The organism is Sphingopyxis sp., assembly GCF_016704835.1.
In the GTDB taxonomy this organism is placed as follows: domain Bacteria; phylum Pseudomonadota; class Alphaproteobacteria; order Sphingomonadales; family Sphingomonadaceae; genus Sphingopyxis.
Window position 1 is genome coordinate 61,622 of sequence record NZ_JADIZJ010000006.1, and the last position, 15,664, is coordinate 77,285.

General features: G+C 65.4%; 13 protein-coding genes and 1 pseudogene. All 14 read left to right on the forward strand.

What is annotated here, in order from left to right; genetic code table 11:
- Positions 1–113 precede the first annotated feature (113 nt).
- The 14 genes and pseudogenes from IPF76_RS11730 (at position 114) to IPF76_RS11795 (ending at position 15,664) form a co-directional block, all read left to right on the forward strand.
- Positions 114–614, forward strand: coding sequence for a division/cell wall cluster transcriptional repressor MraZ (locus tag IPF76_RS11730; RefSeq protein WP_293843999.1), 501 nt, complete (start codon positions 114–116; stop codon positions 612–614).
- Entirely contained in the window at positions 611–1,591 is a 981-nt protein-coding gene (gene rsmH / locus IPF76_RS11735) for a 16S rRNA (cytosine(1402)-N(4))-methyltransferase RsmH (protein ID WP_293844001.1), read from the forward strand. Before IPF76_RS11730 ends, rsmH begins: the two co-directional genes overlap by 4 nt.
- A complete protein-coding gene (locus tag IPF76_RS11740) occupies positions 1,585–2,178 on the forward strand; it encodes a hypothetical protein (RefSeq protein ID WP_293844003.1) in 594 nt (197 codons plus the stop codon). Before rsmH ends, IPF76_RS11740 begins: the two co-directional genes overlap by 7 nt.
- Positions 2,175–3,869, forward strand: coding sequence for a penicillin-binding protein 2 (locus tag IPF76_RS11745; RefSeq protein ID WP_293844005.1), 1,695 nt, complete (start codon positions 2,175–2,177; stop codon positions 3,867–3,869). Before IPF76_RS11740 ends, IPF76_RS11745 begins: the two co-directional genes overlap by 4 nt.
- Positions 3,869–5,308 carry a UDP-N-acetylmuramoyl-L-alanyl-D-glutamate--2,6-diaminopimelate ligase gene (locus IPF76_RS11750; protein WP_293844008.1) on the forward strand — a complete coding sequence of 480 codons (1,440 nt, stop codon included), beginning with the start codon at positions 3,869–3,871 and terminating at the stop codon, positions 5,306–5,308. The genes IPF76_RS11745 and IPF76_RS11750 overlap by 1 nt, the downstream gene beginning before the upstream one ends.
- Positions 5,305–6,681, forward strand: a complete 1,377-nt coding sequence (murF, locus tag IPF76_RS11755) for a UDP-N-acetylmuramoyl-tripeptide--D-alanyl-D-alanine ligase (protein ID WP_293844011.1) — start codon at positions 5,305–5,307, stop codon at positions 6,679–6,681. Before IPF76_RS11750 ends, murF begins: the two co-directional genes overlap by 4 nt.
- The gene (gene mraY, locus IPF76_RS11760; RefSeq protein WP_293844014.1) at positions 6,681–7,751 is read left to right on the forward strand and encodes a phospho-N-acetylmuramoyl-pentapeptide-transferase; all 1,071 of its coding nucleotides are present in this window, start codon (positions 6,681–6,683) and stop codon (positions 7,749–7,751) included. Before murF ends, mraY begins: the two co-directional genes overlap by 1 nt.
- Complete coding sequence (gene murD, locus IPF76_RS11765) at positions 7,748–9,052, forward strand: UDP-N-acetylmuramoyl-L-alanine--D-glutamate ligase (RefSeq protein ID WP_293844017.1); 1,305 nt, start codon at positions 7,748–7,750, stop codon at positions 9,050–9,052. Before mraY ends, murD begins: the two co-directional genes overlap by 4 nt.
- The gene (locus tag IPF76_RS11770) at positions 9,049–10,287 is read left to right on the forward strand and encodes a putative peptidoglycan glycosyltransferase FtsW (RefSeq protein ID WP_293844019.1); all 1,239 of its coding nucleotides are present in this window, start codon (positions 9,049–9,051) and stop codon (positions 10,285–10,287) included. The genes murD and IPF76_RS11770 overlap by 4 nt, the downstream gene beginning before the upstream one ends.
- Positions 10,288–10,297: 10 nt before the next feature.
- The gene (gene murG / locus IPF76_RS11775) at positions 10,298–11,482 is read left to right on the forward strand and encodes an undecaprenyldiphospho-muramoylpentapeptide beta-N-acetylglucosaminyltransferase (protein WP_293844022.1); all 1,185 of its coding nucleotides are present in this window, start codon (positions 10,298–10,300) and stop codon (positions 11,480–11,482) included.
- Complete coding sequence (murC, locus tag IPF76_RS11780; RefSeq protein WP_293844025.1) at positions 11,482–12,912, forward strand: UDP-N-acetylmuramate--L-alanine ligase; 1,431 nt, start codon at positions 11,482–11,484, stop codon at positions 12,910–12,912. The genes murG and murC overlap by 1 nt, the downstream gene beginning before the upstream one ends.
- On the forward strand, positions 12,909–13,808 hold the full coding sequence (gene murB, locus IPF76_RS11785) for a UDP-N-acetylmuramate dehydrogenase (RefSeq protein WP_293844028.1): 900 nt from the start codon (positions 12,909–12,911) through the stop codon (positions 13,806–13,808). Before murC ends, murB begins: the two co-directional genes overlap by 4 nt.
- A pseudogene (locus IPF76_RS11790) lies at positions 13,805–14,729 on the forward strand (D-alanine--D-alanine ligase). The gene murB and the pseudogene IPF76_RS11790 overlap by 4 nt, the downstream one beginning before the upstream one ends.
- A complete protein-coding gene (locus tag IPF76_RS11795; protein ID WP_293844030.1) occupies positions 14,726–15,664 on the forward strand; it encodes a cell division protein FtsQ/DivIB in 939 nt (312 codons plus the stop codon). The pseudogene IPF76_RS11790 and the gene IPF76_RS11795 overlap by 4 nt, the downstream one beginning before the upstream one ends.

Below are 15,664 nucleotides of genomic sequence, written 5' to 3' on the forward strand. Positions count from 1 at the left end.
TTGATAGTCAGGAATCGGAGAGGGGCAATCTCCACCGAGACCGAACCAACTGGAATCATGCGATTCCGGGGCCAGGGAAGTATTGCCCACAGGCGCATACGGGGGGCAGAGCGATGGCGATTGTGACGCCCGGCCAGTATGCGGGAACCAGCTTCGCCGCGATCGATGGCAAGGGACGGATCGCCGTCCCCTCTCAGTTCCGCAACAATGTGCCCCTTACTGCGGACGGCCAGCGCGTGCTTTGGGTTGGCTTCCACGAAAAACTGCCCTGCCTCGTGGCCTATGGCCATGATCAATACGACCGGCTGAACGGCGAGATCGAACGCGACCGCGACACCGCACGGTCCCGGAACCTCGATTTCGACGAAGACGCCGAGTTCAAGAAGCGCTTCAGCTACACCGACGCCTATGCGCTCGACGACAGCGGGCGTTTCTTGCCCGGCTTCACCCATCGCGACCGCGTCGGCGACAATGGCGCGACCGCCTTTGTCGGATCGGGCCGCCGTTTCGAAATCTGGTGGCTGCCGACGCTGGCTGAATGCGCCGACGCCGATCCGGTGCTGCAGCGGCTCGCCGCGGCGTGGGATGCGACCAAAGGGAAGGGGCGCAAATGAGCGACCTGTCCCGCGACCCGCGCCACGATCCGGTCCTGCGCGACGAAGTGATCGCCTCGCTTGCCATCGTGCCGGGTGAGCGCCATGTCGATGCGACCTTCGGCGCCGGTGGCTATACCCGCGCGATGCTCACCGCGGGCGCCGACGTCGTCGCCTGCGACCGCGATCCCGATGCGATTGCCGACGGGCAGGCGCTGGTCGCCGAGGCTAAGGGCAAGCTGACATTGATCCATGGTCGATTCGGCGAAATCGACCGGCTGCTCGCTGAGCGCGGGATCGATGCGGTCGACGGCATCACCTTTGATATCGGCGTGTCGTCGATGCAGCTCGACCAGGGCGAGCGCGGCTTTTCGTTCCAGAAGGACGGCCCGCTCGACATGCGGATGGCGCAGGATGGCGAAAGCGCCGCCGACTGGTTGAACCGTGCCGACGAAACCGAGATCGCCGACGTTCTGTTTCATTATGGCGATGAGCGCCAGTCGCGCCGCGTGGCGCGCGCGATCGTCGCCGCGCGCCCGCTCAGCCGCACGGCCGAGCTGGCGACGGTGATCCGCAAGGCGCTGCGCCACCCGCCCGGTGCGCCCAAGGATCCATCGACCAAGAGCTTTCAGGCGATCCGTATCCACATCAATTCCGAACTCGACGAGTTGGTCGCCGGCTTGGCCGCCGCGGAACGCCTATTGCGTCCCGGCGGCCGGTTGGCGGTGGTCAGCTTTCACAGCACCGAAGACCGGATCGTGAAGAATTTCCTGCGCGAGCGCAGCGGCGGCGATGCCGGCGGGTCGCGCCATCGCCCCGCGACCGCGGCTGCCGCGCACGCCCCGTCATTCCAGACCCCGGCGCGCAAGGTGCGGCCGGGCAAGGCCGAAGAAGCACGCAACCCGCGCGCCCGATCGGCAACGCTGCGCAGCGCGGTGCGCACCGGCGCCCCGGCCTGGCCGGGTCAAACCAATATGAAGGAGGCGATCTCATGCTGATGGCAGCGCGCAAACTTCAGGGCATCGGGCTGGTCCTGCTCGTGCTGATCTGTGCCATGATGCTCTATCCGGTGTCGCTGAAGGTCGCAGCAACGCGCAGCGAACTGACGCGCATCGAAAAAGAGATCGAGCGCAGCCAAGACAATATCCGCTACCTCGAATCCGAGCTCGCGGTGCGCGCCTCGATGCGCCAGCTGGAGCAGTGGAACGCCGACACCTTCGGCTATTCGGCGCCCGGCGCGGACCAGTATCTGGAGAGCGAGCGCCAGCTGGCCTCGCTCGACCGCTTGCCAAGGGCGCGCGGAGCCAACGAGGTCGCGCCTGTACTGATGGCAATGGTGTCGCCTGTCGCCGTTCCTGCCGCGGCCAAGGAAAGCCCAGCCGCCAGCAAGCCCTCGGCGGCCAAGCCAGTCGTGCTGGCGCAGGCCGAAACGGGGATCCGCAGCGACGCAGCGCCGCGGATGGCGCCGACCCGCCGCCGCGAACAGCTCAAGATGATCGAAGACCAGTTGCTCGCCGAATCGACACTCGCCGATTTGAAGCGCGCCGCCGCCGCCGAAGCCGCAGGAGGGAAGCCCGCGCGATGAACACGCTGGTCGTCCGTCCGACCCGGGTGCGCACCGCTGGGGTGCGGCAGCAGATCCTGCTGACCGCGCAACAGCGTCTGATGATCCTGATGCTGCTGTTCATGGCGGCATTTTTTCTGGTGTCGATGCGACTGCTCTATTTTGCGATGTTCGACACTGCGTCGCGCAATGGGTCGGCGTCGACCGCTTTCCTGCCGGCGCGGGCCGACATCGTTGATCGCAATGGTATCCCGCTGGCGCGGACGATCGACGGTTATTCGATCCGTGTCGTTCCGGCCAAGCTGCTCAACAACCGCCAATATCTGGCAGACGAGCTCCACAAGATTTTCCCCGACATGTCGCGCGCCGAGCTGCTGGCAAAGGTCAGCGGCCCGCGCCCGACTTACATCCGCCGCCGCGCACTGCCCGATCAGGTCGCGGCGGTGAACGCGATCGGCGACGTCGGATTCGATTTCCCGCGCGAAAAGGAGCGGCTGTATCCGCAACTCAGCCTCGCCGCGCATGTCATGGGTTTTACCGATGCCGCGGGGCATGGCGTCACCGGCGCCGAGGGCGCGTTCGACAGCCGCCTGCTCGATAAGGTGACGCGAGGCGATCCGCTGGCGCTGTCAATCGACGCGCGGGTGCAGGGCGTGCTCGAAAGTGAACTGGGATCGGCGGTCGCCAATCTGGAAGCGATCGGCGGCGCGGGGATCATCCTTGACGTCCACACGGGCGAGATCGCCGCGATGACGTCGCTGCCGACCTATAACCCCAACAAGCTGGTGCCCGAAAACATGGCGGCGCGGCGCAACGCGGTGACGCACAATCTTTACGAGCTCGGTTCGACCTTCAAGCCGCTTACGATCGCCGCCGCCATCGATGCGGGCACCGTGACAAGCATGGCGCGCCGCTATGACGCCACGCAGCCGCTGGCGATCGCGGGTTTTCGCATCCGCGACAGCCACCCATCGAACCGCTGGCTGAACGTCCCCGAAACGCTGATTCACAGTTCGAACATCGTTACTGCGCGCATTTCCGACGAGCTTGGCCGCGAGAAGATGGAGGCGATGTTCCGCAGTCTCGATTTTGACACCCGGCCGAAAATCGACATCAAGGAGCGCGCGTTTCCGATATGGCCCAAGGATTGGGGCCGGCTGACGACGATGACGACGGGCTATGGTCATGGCATTGCCGTGACCCCGCTGCATCTCGCCAGCGCCTATGCCGCGCTGGTCAATGGCGGCATCTACCGCCCCGCGACGATCACCAAGCTGGGCGATCAGGCACCGCCGAAGGGCCACCGCGTGTTCAAGGCCGCGACCAGCGCGCGGATGCGCCAGCTGCTGCGCCTGATCGTTTCTGACGGCACCGGCAAAAAGGCCGAAGCCCCCGGCTTCCGCGTCGGCGGCAAGACCGGCAGCGCCGAAAAACCGGGCATCGGCGGCTATCGCCGCAGCTCGGTCGTTGCGACCTTCGCTGCCGCCTTCCCGATGGACAATCCGCGTTATGTCGTGCTGGTGATGATCGACGAGCCGAAGGGCAATGCCTATAGCTCGGGCCAGCGCACCGCGGGCTGGACCGCCGCGCCGGTGGTCAGCAAGGTCGTGACCCGCGCTGGTCCGATGCTCGGCGTGTTCCCCGACGAAAGTCGCGACGTCGATGTGTCCGAGCTCACCCCGCTGTTGTGGAGAAACGGGGAAGACGAATAATGCGTCTGTCCGCACTGCTTGACGGTCAAGGGGGTGCGGGCACCGACCCGGTGGTCACCGGCCTTGCCATCGATCATCGTAAAGTGGCGCCGGGGACGATCTTCGGCGCCTTTGCCGGCGAAAAATTCAACGGCGAGGATTTTATTCCGGCGGCGGTTGATGCCGGGGCGATTGCGGTCGTCGCGCGGCCCGAGGCCGCGGTCGTGGGCGCGATGCATGTCGCCGACGCCAATCCGCGCCGCGCCTTCGCGCACATCGCGGCCCGCTTTTTCCACCGCTTTCCCGCGACCTGCGTTGCGGTGACCGGGACTAACGGCAAGACCTCGACGGTCGAAATGACGCGCCAGCTGTGGCGAATGGCGGGCTTTCATGCAGCGTCGATCGGCACGCTCGGCATCACGACGTCGAACGACAGCGCCCCGACGGGGCTGACGACGCCCGACATCGTGACCTTCCTCAGCAATATGTCGGGCTTGGCCACCGAAGGCGTCAGCCATGCGGCGTTCGAGGCGTCGAGCCATGGCCTCGACCAATATCGCACCGAAGGCCTGCCGGTAAAAGCCGCGGCCTTCACCAATCTCAGCCATGATCACCTCGACTATCATGGCACGATGCAAGCCTATCTCGCCGCCAAGCTGCGGCTGTTCAGCGAAGTGGTGGAACAAGACGGCGTGGCGGTTGTGTGGAGCGACGACGCTTATTCGTCCGCGGTGGTCGACGCTGTGCGGGCGCGCGGTATGCGGCTGATGACCGTCGGAGCGAAGGGCGAGGATCTGCGCCTGGTGTCGCGCGAACCGACCCAGCTCGGCCAGTCGCTGGTCATCGCAACTGGCGATCTGACCCAAAAAGTCGATCTGCCGCTGATCGGCGCCTATCAGGTCGCCAATGCGCTGGTGTCGGCGGGTCTGGTCATCGCGACCGGCGGCGATGTGGCCCAAACACTGGCCGATCTGGCGCGGCTCCAGCCGGTGCGCGGGCGGCTCGAGCGCGCCGCGATCACCAGGGCGGGCGCGCCGGTTTATGTCGATTATGCGCACACCCCCGATGCGATCGAGGCGGCGCTCGACGCGCTGCGTCCGCACGCGAGCGGGCGGCTGATCCTGGTGTTCGGGGCCGGCGGCGACCGCGATCAGGCCAAGCGCCCCGAAATGGGCCGCGTGGCTTCCGAGAACGCCGATGTGCTGATCATCACCGACGACAATCCACGCGGCGAGGATCCCGCAGTTATCCGCGCCGCAATTGCTGCGGGCGCGCCGACCGCGCAGGTCATCGGCGATCGCCGCGCCGCGATCGCTTCCGCGATTGCTGAAGCGCGCGCCGACGACATCGTCTGCGTCGCGGGCAAGGGGCATGAGCAAGGGCAGATCGTCGGCGCCGGTGCCGATTTGCGGATCATTCCCTTCGACGACGTTGCGGTCGCGCGCGAGTGTGCGGCATGAATCCGCTATGGACCGCGCGCGCCATCGCCACCGCAACCGGCGGCGAGGCGAGCAATGATTTCACTGTGCACGGCGTCGCCTTCGATTCGCGTGAGGTCACCACCGGCGACCTGTTTGTCGCGATGCGCGGCGAGGCGACCGACGGGCACAAGTTCATCGACAAGGCGATTGCCGCCGGGGCGGCGGGCATCGTCTGCGAAACCGCCATCGACCACCCGCATGTTCGCGTCGCCGACAGCGCCGCGGCGCTGGGCGCGCTCGGCACCGCGTCGCGCGCGCGCAGCCATGGGCGGATCATCGGGGTGACCGGGTCGGCGGGCAAGACCGGGACTAAGGAAGCGCTGTTCGCGGCGCTCGACCGTTTTCGCCCCGGCAAGGCGCACCGCTCGGTCAAAAGCTACAACAACCATGTCGGCGTACCGCTCAGCCTCTCGCGCATGCCATCGACCGCCGATTTCGGGGTGTTCGAGATGGGGATGAACCATGCCGGCGAGCTCGCCGAGCTGACGCGCATGGTCCGTCCGCATGTCGCCATCGTCACCACCATCGCCCCGGCGCATATGGAATTTTTCGGTAGCGAAGAGGCGATTGCCGACGCGAAGGGCGAGATTTTTGAGGGGCTGGAGCCGGGCGGCACCGCGATCGTCCCGTTCGACAGTCCGCACTACGCGCGGCTGCGCGCCAAGGCCGAACAGCATGCGGCGCATGTCATAAGCTTCGGCCTGGGCGCCGACGCCGATGTTCGCGCGGTCGACTGGCTGTCGGACGGCAAGGGCGGTTCGCTCGTGACCGCGCAGGTGCAGGATGCGCTGCTCTGCTTCACCATCGCGCAGGCCGGGGCGCATTGGGTGTCGAATTCGCTGGCGGTTCTTGCGGCGGTCAAAGCGGTCGGCGGCGACCTGCCCGCGGCGGGGCTGGCCTTTGCCGAAATGGCCGGGCTTGCCGGGCGCGGTGCGCGGCACCGCGTGCCGTTTGGCGACGGGCATATCTTGCTGATCGACGAAAGCTATAATGCCAACCCTGCGTCGATGGCGGCGACGATCGGCCAGCTCGGCAGCGAATCGGGCGATCGCCTGATCGCGATTCTGGGCGCGATGAAGGAACTCGGACCCGACGGCGCGGCGTATCACGCCGACCTCGCGGCTCCGCTCGTCGCAGCCGGGGTGCATTTCGCCCTGCTCGTCGGCGACGAGATGGCGCCGCTGGCAAAGGCGCTTGAGGGTCAGATCGATTTCGCGCATGTCGCCGACCATTCGGCCGCCCGAGCGCGGCTGGGCGACTTGATCAGCCCTGGTGACACGGTGCTGATCAAGGGGTCGAACAGCGTCGGCCTATCGCAGCTGGTGACCGCGCTGACCAACGGGGATTATTGATGCTATATTGGCTGGCGGAATGGCTGGGCTTTCCGGGGGTTTTCAACCTCATTCGCTATCTGAGCTTCCGCTCGGGCGCCGCGGTCGCAACCGCGCTGATCATCGGGCTGTGGATCGGGCCGCGCTTCATTCTGATGCTGCGGATGCGGCAGGGCAAGGGTCAGCCGATCCGCGAAGACGGGCCGCAAAGCCACCTCGCCAAAAAAGGCACGCCGACGATGGGCGGGCTGATGATCCTGATTTCGCTGATGATCTCGGCGCTGCTGTGGATGGACTTGTCGAACCGCTTTGTCTGGGCGTGTATCTTCGTGACCGGCGGGTTCGCTGCGGTCGGTTTTCTCGACGATCTCGATAAGGTGACCAAGGCCAGTCACCGCGGCATTCCAGGGCGCGTGCGCCTGCTGATCGAGTTCCTGATCGCCGGGGTGGCGGTGTTCCTGATCGTGTCGCGCACCGGCACCGACCTGTATTTGCCGTTTCTCAGCGGCGTCGTGCTCGAACTCGGCCCGCTCTATTATGTCTTTGCGATGGTGCTGATCGTCGGCTTCGGCAACGCCGTGAACCTGACCGACGGGCTCGACGGGCTCGCAACCTTCCCGGTGATCATCGCCAGCCTGACCTTCCTCGTCATCGTCTATCTGTCGGGCAATGTGAAATTTGCCGGTTATCTGGGCATTCCGCATGTGCCGGGAGCAGGCGAGCTTGCGGTTTTTGCGGCGGCGATTATCGGTGCGTGTCTTGCCTTCCTGTGGTTCAACGCGCCGCCCGCCGCGGTGTTCATGGGCGATACCGGCAGTCTCGCGCTCGGCGGCGCGCTCGCGACGATTGCGGTGACGGCGCAGCATGAGCTGGTGCTCGTGCTGGTCGGCGGATTGTTCGTGGTCGAGGCGCTGTCGGTGATCATCCAGGTCTTCTGGTACAAGCGCACCGGCAAGCGGGTGTTCCGCATGGCGCCGATCCACCATCATTTCGAACAATTGGGCTGGCCCGAATCGACCGTCGTCATTCGGTTCTGGATCGTGTCGATCGTCCTTGCGCTCGCGGGACTCGCGACCTTGAAACTGCGGTGATCACCTCGCGCGCCTTTGCCGGTCGCCGCTATGCGGTGCTGGGACTAGCGCGCTCGGGGCTCGCGACGGTCGAGGCGCTGGTGGCCAGCGGCGCCGGGGTCACCGCGTGGGACGACCGCGAGGACGCGCGCGACGATGCGATGGCGCTGGGCGCCGACATCGGCAACCCGCTCGATATTGACCTGATCGGTTTTGCCGGCGTCATTGTGTCGCCCGGCGTCCCGCTGAACCGCCACCCGATCGCGGCGCACGCGCGCGACGCTCATGTGCCGGTGATTGGAGATATCGAGCTGTTCGCCGAGGCGCGCGGCGACCTGCCGCCGCATCGGATCGTCGGCATCACCGGGACCAACGGCAAGTCGACCGTCACCGCGCTGATCCACCATATGCTGGAAAGCGCTGGGGTGCCGTCGCTGATGGGCGGCAATATCGGCCTGCCGATCCTGTCGCGCGATCCGCTGCCCGAAGGCGGGGTCTATGTGCTCGAGCTGTCGAGCTATCAGATCGACCTGTCGCACAGCCTGGCATGCGATGTTGCGGTGCTGACCAATCTCAGCCCCGATCATCTCGACCGCTATGACGGCTTTACGGGCTATGCAGCTTCAAAAGCGCGATTGTTTGGCCTTCAGCACCGAGATCAGGTCGCGATTGTCGCGATCGATGACGATCCGTCGAAGATGATCGCGAGCCGGATCAATCATCGGCTGCACCGCGTATCGGGTAAGGACATCGACCCCGTTGACCAGCACCGCTGGCCCGCGCTGCAAGGGCCACATAACGCGCAGAATGCCGTATGTGCGATCGCGGTGTGCCGCGTACTGGGATTGAACGACGAACAGATCGAACGCGGCCTCGCGACCTACACGTCGCTGCCGCATCGCATGGAATTGGTCGGCGAAGTCGCTGGCGTCCGCTGGTTCAACGACAGCAAGGCGACCAACGCGGCTTCCGCTGCACCGGCGCTGGCGGCGTTCCCGCCGGCGCCGGACCAGCGATTGCACTGGATTGCCGGGGGGCAGGCGAAGGGCGACGGGCTGGCGGCGTGCTGCCCGTGGTTCGGATATGTGAAGCGCGCCTATCTGATCGGCGATGCGATGGAGTCCTTTGCGACCGAGATCGGCGACGCGGTTCCGGTTGATCGCTCGGGCGATATGGCGACGGCGGTTGCGCATGCAGCGGCGACGGCGAAGCCCGGCGACATCGTCCTGCTGTCGCCCGCCTGCGCTTCATTCGACCAGTTCAAGGATTATGAGCAGCGCGGCGATGTTTTTCGCGGACTTGTGCAGGCGCTTGGGGCATGAGCGGGGGAATGGACAATATGGACGCTACGACGGAGAGGCCGGTGATCGCGGCGACGCGCACCGTCAAGCGCCGCGGCCCGCGCCTCAGCCGCGCCGACCGCACCCCGCTGGGGCTGTGGTTTTGGGAAATCGACCGAGTCCTGCTGCTCCTTGTATCGATGCTCGTCGCGATCGGGCTGGTGGCGGTCGCCGCGGCGTCGCCAGTAGCGGCGCAGAAATTGTCTACGACAACGGCGTCGCTCGACCCGCTGTATTATTTCTATCGCCAGCTGATGTGGGTGATCGTCGGGGTGCCAGTGATGCTGGGTGTGTCGATGCTGCCCAAGGCGCAGGCACGGCGCTTTGCCATTTACGGTACGATCACCTTTCTGGTCCTGCTGTTTCTCGTGCCGCTGCTCGGCACGACGGTGAACGGCGCGCAGCGCTGGATCGGCAGCGGGGCGTTCCGGTTGCAACCTTCGGAATTTTTGAAACCCTTCTTTGCCGTGTCGCTCGCCTGGATCCTGTCGCTGCGGCTGCATGATCAGAGCCTGCCAGTCGTACCGCTCAGCTTTGTGCTGACGGGCGTGATCGCGATGCTGCTAATGGGGCAGCCCGACCTGGGGCAAACGGTCATCTTTGCCGCGACTTGGCTCGTGCTCGTCCTCGTCGCCGGTTTGTCGATGCGGATCATGGGGATGCTCGCGGCGACAGGAGTGGTCGGCATCGTCCTCGCCTATTTCTTTTATCCGGTGGCGCAGCAGCGCATCAACATCTGGCTGTTTGCCGAGGGCGACAGCTTTCAGGTCGATAAGGCGCATGCGACGCTGACCGCCGGCGGTTTGATCGGCACCGGACCGGGAGCGGGGCTGGCGAAATTCCAGCTGCCCGAAGCGCACACCGACTATATCTTTTCGGTCATCGGCGAAGAATTCGGGATGATCGCGTGCATCGCGATCGCGATCCTCTATCTCGCCATCATCGTGCGGGTGCTCGTCCGTCTGCTCGACGAGGAAGACAGCTTCCTGATCCTTGCGGTCGCGGCGCTGATCGCGCAATTCGGCGGGCAGGCCGTGATCAACATGGCGGTGAACACCCAGATTTTCCCGTCAAAGGGGATGACCTTGCCCTTCATCAGCTATGGCGGCTCGTCGTTCATCGCGCTGTCGATCGGCATGGGTTTGCTCTTGTCGCTGACCCGGCGGAACCCCTATGCGGCGCGGGTGTCGATGACCCGCAACTGGAACAAGAAGTGACCGCCGAAACATGAGTGCAACGCGCCACTATCTGCTCGCCGCTGGGGGAACCGGCGGCCATATGCTGCCCGCTTACGCCCTCGCAGGTGAACTGATTGCGCGCGGTCACCGCGTTGCACTGGTCAGCGACGATCGCGGCCTGAAAATTCCCGGCGCACCGCATGAACTCGAAACGCATGTGCTACCTGCTGGACGTGTTCACGGCGGTCCGGTCGGCTGGGTGAAAGCGGCGCTCGCGATCCGCAAGGGACGCCGCCTGGCGATCGACCTGATCGGTGAATTCGACCCCGCGGTTGTCGTCGGCTTCGGCGGCTATCCCTCACTGCCAACCCTGCTCGCCGCCGGCGCGACGAAACGGCCGCGCGTGCTGCACGAACAAAATGCCGTGCTCGGGCGCGTCAATCGCATGATGGCGCCGCGCGTCGATGCGGTCGCGGTCGCGTATCACAATATCCAGCGCTATCCAGCCGGGCATGAACAGAAGAAGCATATCACCGGCAACCCGGTGCGTGACGAGATTGTCGCGATCCGGGAGGAAGGCTTCCCGCCGCTCACTGAGGATGGTATTTTTCGCCTGCTCGTGGTCGGCGGCAGCCTGGGCGCGACGGTGCTTAGCGACGTCGTTCCCGCCGCGATCGCGATGCTGCCGCGCGCGCTGCTGGACCGGTTGCAGGTCGTCCAGCAATGCCGCGACGCCGACCTAGAAATGGTGCGCGGCAAATATGCCGACATGGGCGTCGCCGCCGAATGCGCGACCTACATCGCCGATTTCCCCGAGCGGCTGCGCTGGGCGCATCTGGTGATAGCGCGTGCCGGGGCGTCGACGGTGGCTGAACTCGCCTGCGCCGGGCGACCGGCGATTTTCGTGCCCTATCCGCACGCGATGGACAATCACCAGACCTATAACGTCGTCGATATGGTCGAGGCGGGCGGCGCGCGCTCGATCCCGCAGCCGCAATTTACCGCCAGCGAACTCGCCAAGCAGATCCAGCGCATGGCGCTCGAACCCGGTGCGCTGGAAAATGCCGCCGCGCGCGCCGCAAGCTGCGGCCTGCCCGATGCGACGCGCGACCTGGCCGATCTGGTCGAATCGCTCGCCGCGCCGCCGATGATGGACGTCATCCGCGTCGGCGCGCCGTCAGGGCAGCGCGCCGCGGCGAGCGGCATGGCGTCGGCCCGCATGGGAGGCGAGTGATGCGCGGCGTCGCGACCGACATCGGCACCATCCACTTTATCGGCATCGGCGGCATCGGAATGTCGGGGATTGCTGAGGTGATGCACAATCTGGGTTATCAGGTGCAGGGCAGCGATATCGCCGACGGCTATGTGATCGAAGGCTTGCGCAAACGCGGGATCAAGGTCGCGATCGGGCATGACGCGGCGAACGTCGACGGCGTTTCGGTTGTGGTCACGTCAACGGCGGTCAAACGCGGCAATCCCGAGGTGGAGGCGGCGCTCGCACACCGCATCCCGCTGGTCCGCCGCGCTGAGATGCTCGCTGAGCTGATGCGGCTGAAATCGACCGTCGCGATCGCCGGCACGCACGGCAAGACGACGACGACGAGCCTGGTCGCCGCCCTGCTCGACGCTGGCGGGATCGACCCGACCGTGATCAACGGCGGCATCATCAACAATTATGGCTCGAACGCGCGGCTGGGCGCGAGCGACTGGATGGTGGTCGAGGCCGACGAGAGCGACGGCAGCTTCCTGCGCCTCGACGGGACGATCGCGGTCGTCACCAACATCGATCCCGAACATCTCGACCATTATGGCAGCTTCGATGCGATCAAGGACGCGTTTGTCGAATTTATCGAGAATGTGCCCTTTTACGGCGCGGCGATATTGTGCCTGGACCATCCCGAGGTGCAGGCGATCATCCCGCGCATCCGCGACCGCCGGATCGTGACCTATGGCTTCTCGGCGCAGGCGGATGTGCGCGGTACCAATGTAACGCCCGGCCCCGACGGCAACCGCTTCGACGTCGTCGTGCGCGACCGCGACGGCAACAGCCGGACGATCGAGGGCATTCATCTGCCGATGTCGGGGCGACACAATGTGCAAAACTCGCTCGCGGCGATTGCCGTGGCGCTGCACATGGGGGTGTCGGACGACAAGATTGTTTCCGGCTTCAACGGCTTCGCCGGGGTCAAGCGGCGTTTTACCAAGGTAGGTGAAATCGCTGCGGGTGAGGGCGTTGTCACCGTGATCGACGACTACGCCCATCACCCGGTCGAAATTCGCGCGGTGCTCTCGGCCGCCCGCGAAGGCGTCGGGGCAGGGCGCGTCGTGGGTGTGGTTCAGCCGCACCGCTTCACGCGCCTGCGCGACCATATGGACGATTTTCAGCAGGCGTTTAACGACGCCGACATCGTGCTGGCGTTGCCCGTCTATGCTGCGGGCGAGGCGCCAATCGACGGCGTGTCGTCTGATACCCTCGTGGCGGGTTTGCGCGACCGTGGACATCGGCAAGCGAGTGTTGTTGAGGATGTAGGGGCGCTGGCTGAGGCTATCGCCGCGAGCATTGTTGCGGGCGACCTTGGTGCGGGCGATATGATCATCTGCCTTGGTGCCGGCGACATTACCAAGATGGCGGCGGGCCTTGCCGCGGCGGTGGAGGCGGCGTGAGCACTGTCGATACCCTTCCCGCCGTGCGCGGCAAGTTGACAGCAAATGCGCCGCTGGCACCGCTCGTCTGGTTCAAGTCGGGTGGCCCTGCCGACTGGCTGTTCGAGCCGAAGGACGCTGACGATCTTGCCGATTTCTTCCGCGATCTCGATCCTGCAACCCTTGTTATGGCGCTCGGCCTCGGCTCGAACCTGATCGTCCGTGACGGTGGCTTTCCCGGGGTCGTCGTTCGGCTCGGCAAGGCCTTCGCAAAGGTCGAAGCCATCGACGCCACGACGCTACGCTGCGGCGGCGGTGCTTCGGGCATCCTCGTTTCCTCTACCGCGCGCGATGGAGGAATTGCGGGGATGGAGTTCCTGCGCTCGATCCCCGGTACTGTCGGCGGCTTTGTGCGCATGAACGGCGGCGCTTATGGCGGCGAAGTGAAGGACATACTGATCGACGCCGACGTCGTGCTGCGGTCGGGCGAACGCCGCACGCTGCCGCTCGCCGACCTTGGCTACACTTATCGCCACAGTGAGTTGCCGGAAGGTGCCGTCGTCATTGGCGCGACCTTCCGCGGCCGGCCCGGCGAACCCGCCGTCATCCAGGCCGAAATGGACCGTATCTCGGCGAGCCGCGAAGCGTCGCAGCCGCTGCGGTCGAAAACCGGCGGATCGACCTTCAAGAACCCTGACGGCCACAGAGCCTGGCAGCTCGTTGATGAAGCCGGCTGCCGCGGTTTTGCGGTCGGCGGCGCGCAGGTCAGCGAGAAGCACACCAACTTCCTGATCAATACCGGCGAGGCGACGAGCGCCGAAATCGAAGCGCTGGGTGAAGAGGTCCGCCGCCGGGTGAAGGACAACAGCGGCATCGACCTGCAATGGGAGATTCAACGCGTGGGGGTGGGGAAGTGACCCGGGGTCCGTGGCATGTCGCTGTCCTGATGGGCGGCTGGTCGGCCGAGCGCGAAGTGTCGCTGATGAGCGGCAAAGGCGTCGCTGACGCGCTGGAAAGCCGCGGCCACAAGGTCACGCGGATCGACATGGACCGCGACGTCGCGCAGCGGCTCGCCGAAGCCAAACCCGATGTCGTGTTCAACGCGCTGCACGGCGTGCCGGGTGAGGACGGCACGGTGCAGGGCATGCTCGACCTGATGGGGCTCAAATATACCCACAGCGGGCTCGTCACCTCGGTGATCGCGATCGACAAGGAATTGACGAAGCAGGCGCTGGTGCCGCATGGTATTCCGATGCCGACGGGGACCGTGGTCGACAGCGAAAGCCTGTTTACGGCCGATCCTTTGCCGCGCCCCTTTGTGCTGAAGCCCGTCAACGAAGGCTCGTCGGTCGGAGTGGCCATCGTCCACAACGACAGCAATTATGGCAACCCGATCGCGCGCGAAGCGGTTGGACCGTGGCAGGAATTCGACCGCCTGCTCGCGGAACCCTTTATCAAGGGGCGCGAGCTGACTGTCGCGGTGCTGGGCGATCAGGCGCTCGCAGTCACCGAACTGCGCGTCAAGTCGGGTTTCTACGACTATGACGCCAAAGTATACCGACGGATTGACCGAACATGTGTGCCCCGCCGACGTCCCCGCCGACGTGGCGCAGCGGATGATGGATCTGGCGCTGCAATCGCACCGCCTGCTCGGCTGCAAGGGCGCCTCGCGTTCCGATTTTCGCTGGGACGACGAGCATGGGTTGGCCGGGATCTTTCTTTTGGAAGTAAATACCCAGCCGGGGATGACGCCGTTAAGTCTGGTGCCTGAGCAGGGGCGCGCGGTGGGCATGGATTATGCCGAACTGGTCGAACGCATCGTGGGGGAAGCGTTATGAGTAACACGCGGATCAAGCGCGGCGCGTCGCCGCCACGGCGCCCGGTGCGCACGCCAAAGAAACGGCGCAAGGTGCAAACCTCGCGGCTCAACGCGATTATCAACGCGCTGCCGATCAGCCCGCAGCGATTGCAGAAGATAGCGAACTGGACGATCGGCCTCAGCCTGTTTGCGGTCGCGGGGCTCGCCGCGCACGCCACAGGGGTCACGGCCAAGATTCATGAGGAATATGCGCAGGCCGTCGGCCGCGCCGGGTTTCAGGTCAAGAAGGTGGAGGTCGTCGGTGCCGATCGCATCGACCGACTGAAAGTCTATGACATCGCGCTCGCGCAAAAGGATCGCTCGATGGCGGCGGTCGATCTTGACGGAGTGCGCGGCGACCTGATGCGCTATGGCTGGATCAAGGATGCGCGCGTCTCGCGGCGGCTGCCCGATACGCTCGTCGTCGACATTGTCGAGCGCACCCCAGCGGCAATCTGGCAGCACAACAACCGCCTGTCGTTGATCGACGAAAAGGGCGTGGTGCTCGAACCGGTGACGGTGGCGACGATGCCCGACCTGCCGCTGGTGATCGGCCCCAAGGCGAATCAGCGCTCGCAGGATCTCGACCGCCTGCTGGCCGAAGCGAGCAGCCTCAAGGAATTGCTCGCGGGCGCAACATGGGTCGGCAATCGCCGCTGGGATCTGCGCTTCCGCAGCGGCGAGACGCTGTCGCTTCCCGAAGGCGAAATCGAAGCTAAGGCGGCACTTGCCAAATTCGCTCATCTGGATGGCGCCAACCGCTTGCTTGGGCGCGGCATCCTGCGATTCGACATGCGCGATCCGAACCGGTTCGTGCTACGTCTTCCCCACGAAGGTCAGGTGGCACCTGCAAAGCTCGACGATGCGCGCGCCGCGGTCGATGCGGTCGCTACCGCTGCGTCGAACGAAGGATAG

Coding starts and splice junctions, on each gene's coding strand:
- IPF76_RS11770 (WP_293844019.1), top strand. CDS start 9,049: ATGAGCGGGGGAATGGACAATATGGACGCTACGACGGAGAGGCCGGTG.
- IPF76_RS11750 (WP_293844008.1), top strand. CDS start 3,869: ATGCGTCTGTCCGCACTGCTTGACGGTCAAGGGGGTGCGGGCACCGAC.
- mraY (WP_293844014.1), top strand. CDS start 6,681: ATGCTATATTGGCTGGCGGAATGGCTGGGCTTTCCGGGGGTTTTCAAC.
- rsmH (WP_293844001.1), top strand. CDS start 611: ATGAGCGACCTGTCCCGCGACCCGCGCCACGATCCGGTCCTGCGCGAC.
- IPF76_RS11740 (WP_293844003.1), top strand. CDS start 1,585: ATGCTGATGGCAGCGCGCAAACTTCAGGGCATCGGGCTGGTCCTGCTC.
- IPF76_RS11745 (WP_293844005.1), top strand. CDS start 2,175: ATGAACACGCTGGTCGTCCGTCCGACCCGGGTGCGCACCGCTGGGGTG.
- murC (WP_293844025.1), top strand. CDS start 11,482: ATGCGCGGCGTCGCGACCGACATCGGCACCATCCACTTTATCGGCATC.
- IPF76_RS11795 (WP_293844030.1), top strand. CDS start 14,726: ATGAGTAACACGCGGATCAAGCGCGGCGCGTCGCCGCCACGGCGCCCG.
- murF (WP_293844011.1), top strand. CDS start 5,305: ATGAATCCGCTATGGACCGCGCGCGCCATCGCCACCGCAACCGGCGGC.
- IPF76_RS11730 (WP_293843999.1), top strand. CDS start 114: ATGGCGATTGTGACGCCCGGCCAGTATGCGGGAACCAGCTTCGCCGCG.
- murG (WP_293844022.1), top strand. CDS start 10,298: ATGAGTGCAACGCGCCACTATCTGCTCGCCGCTGGGGGAACCGGCGGC.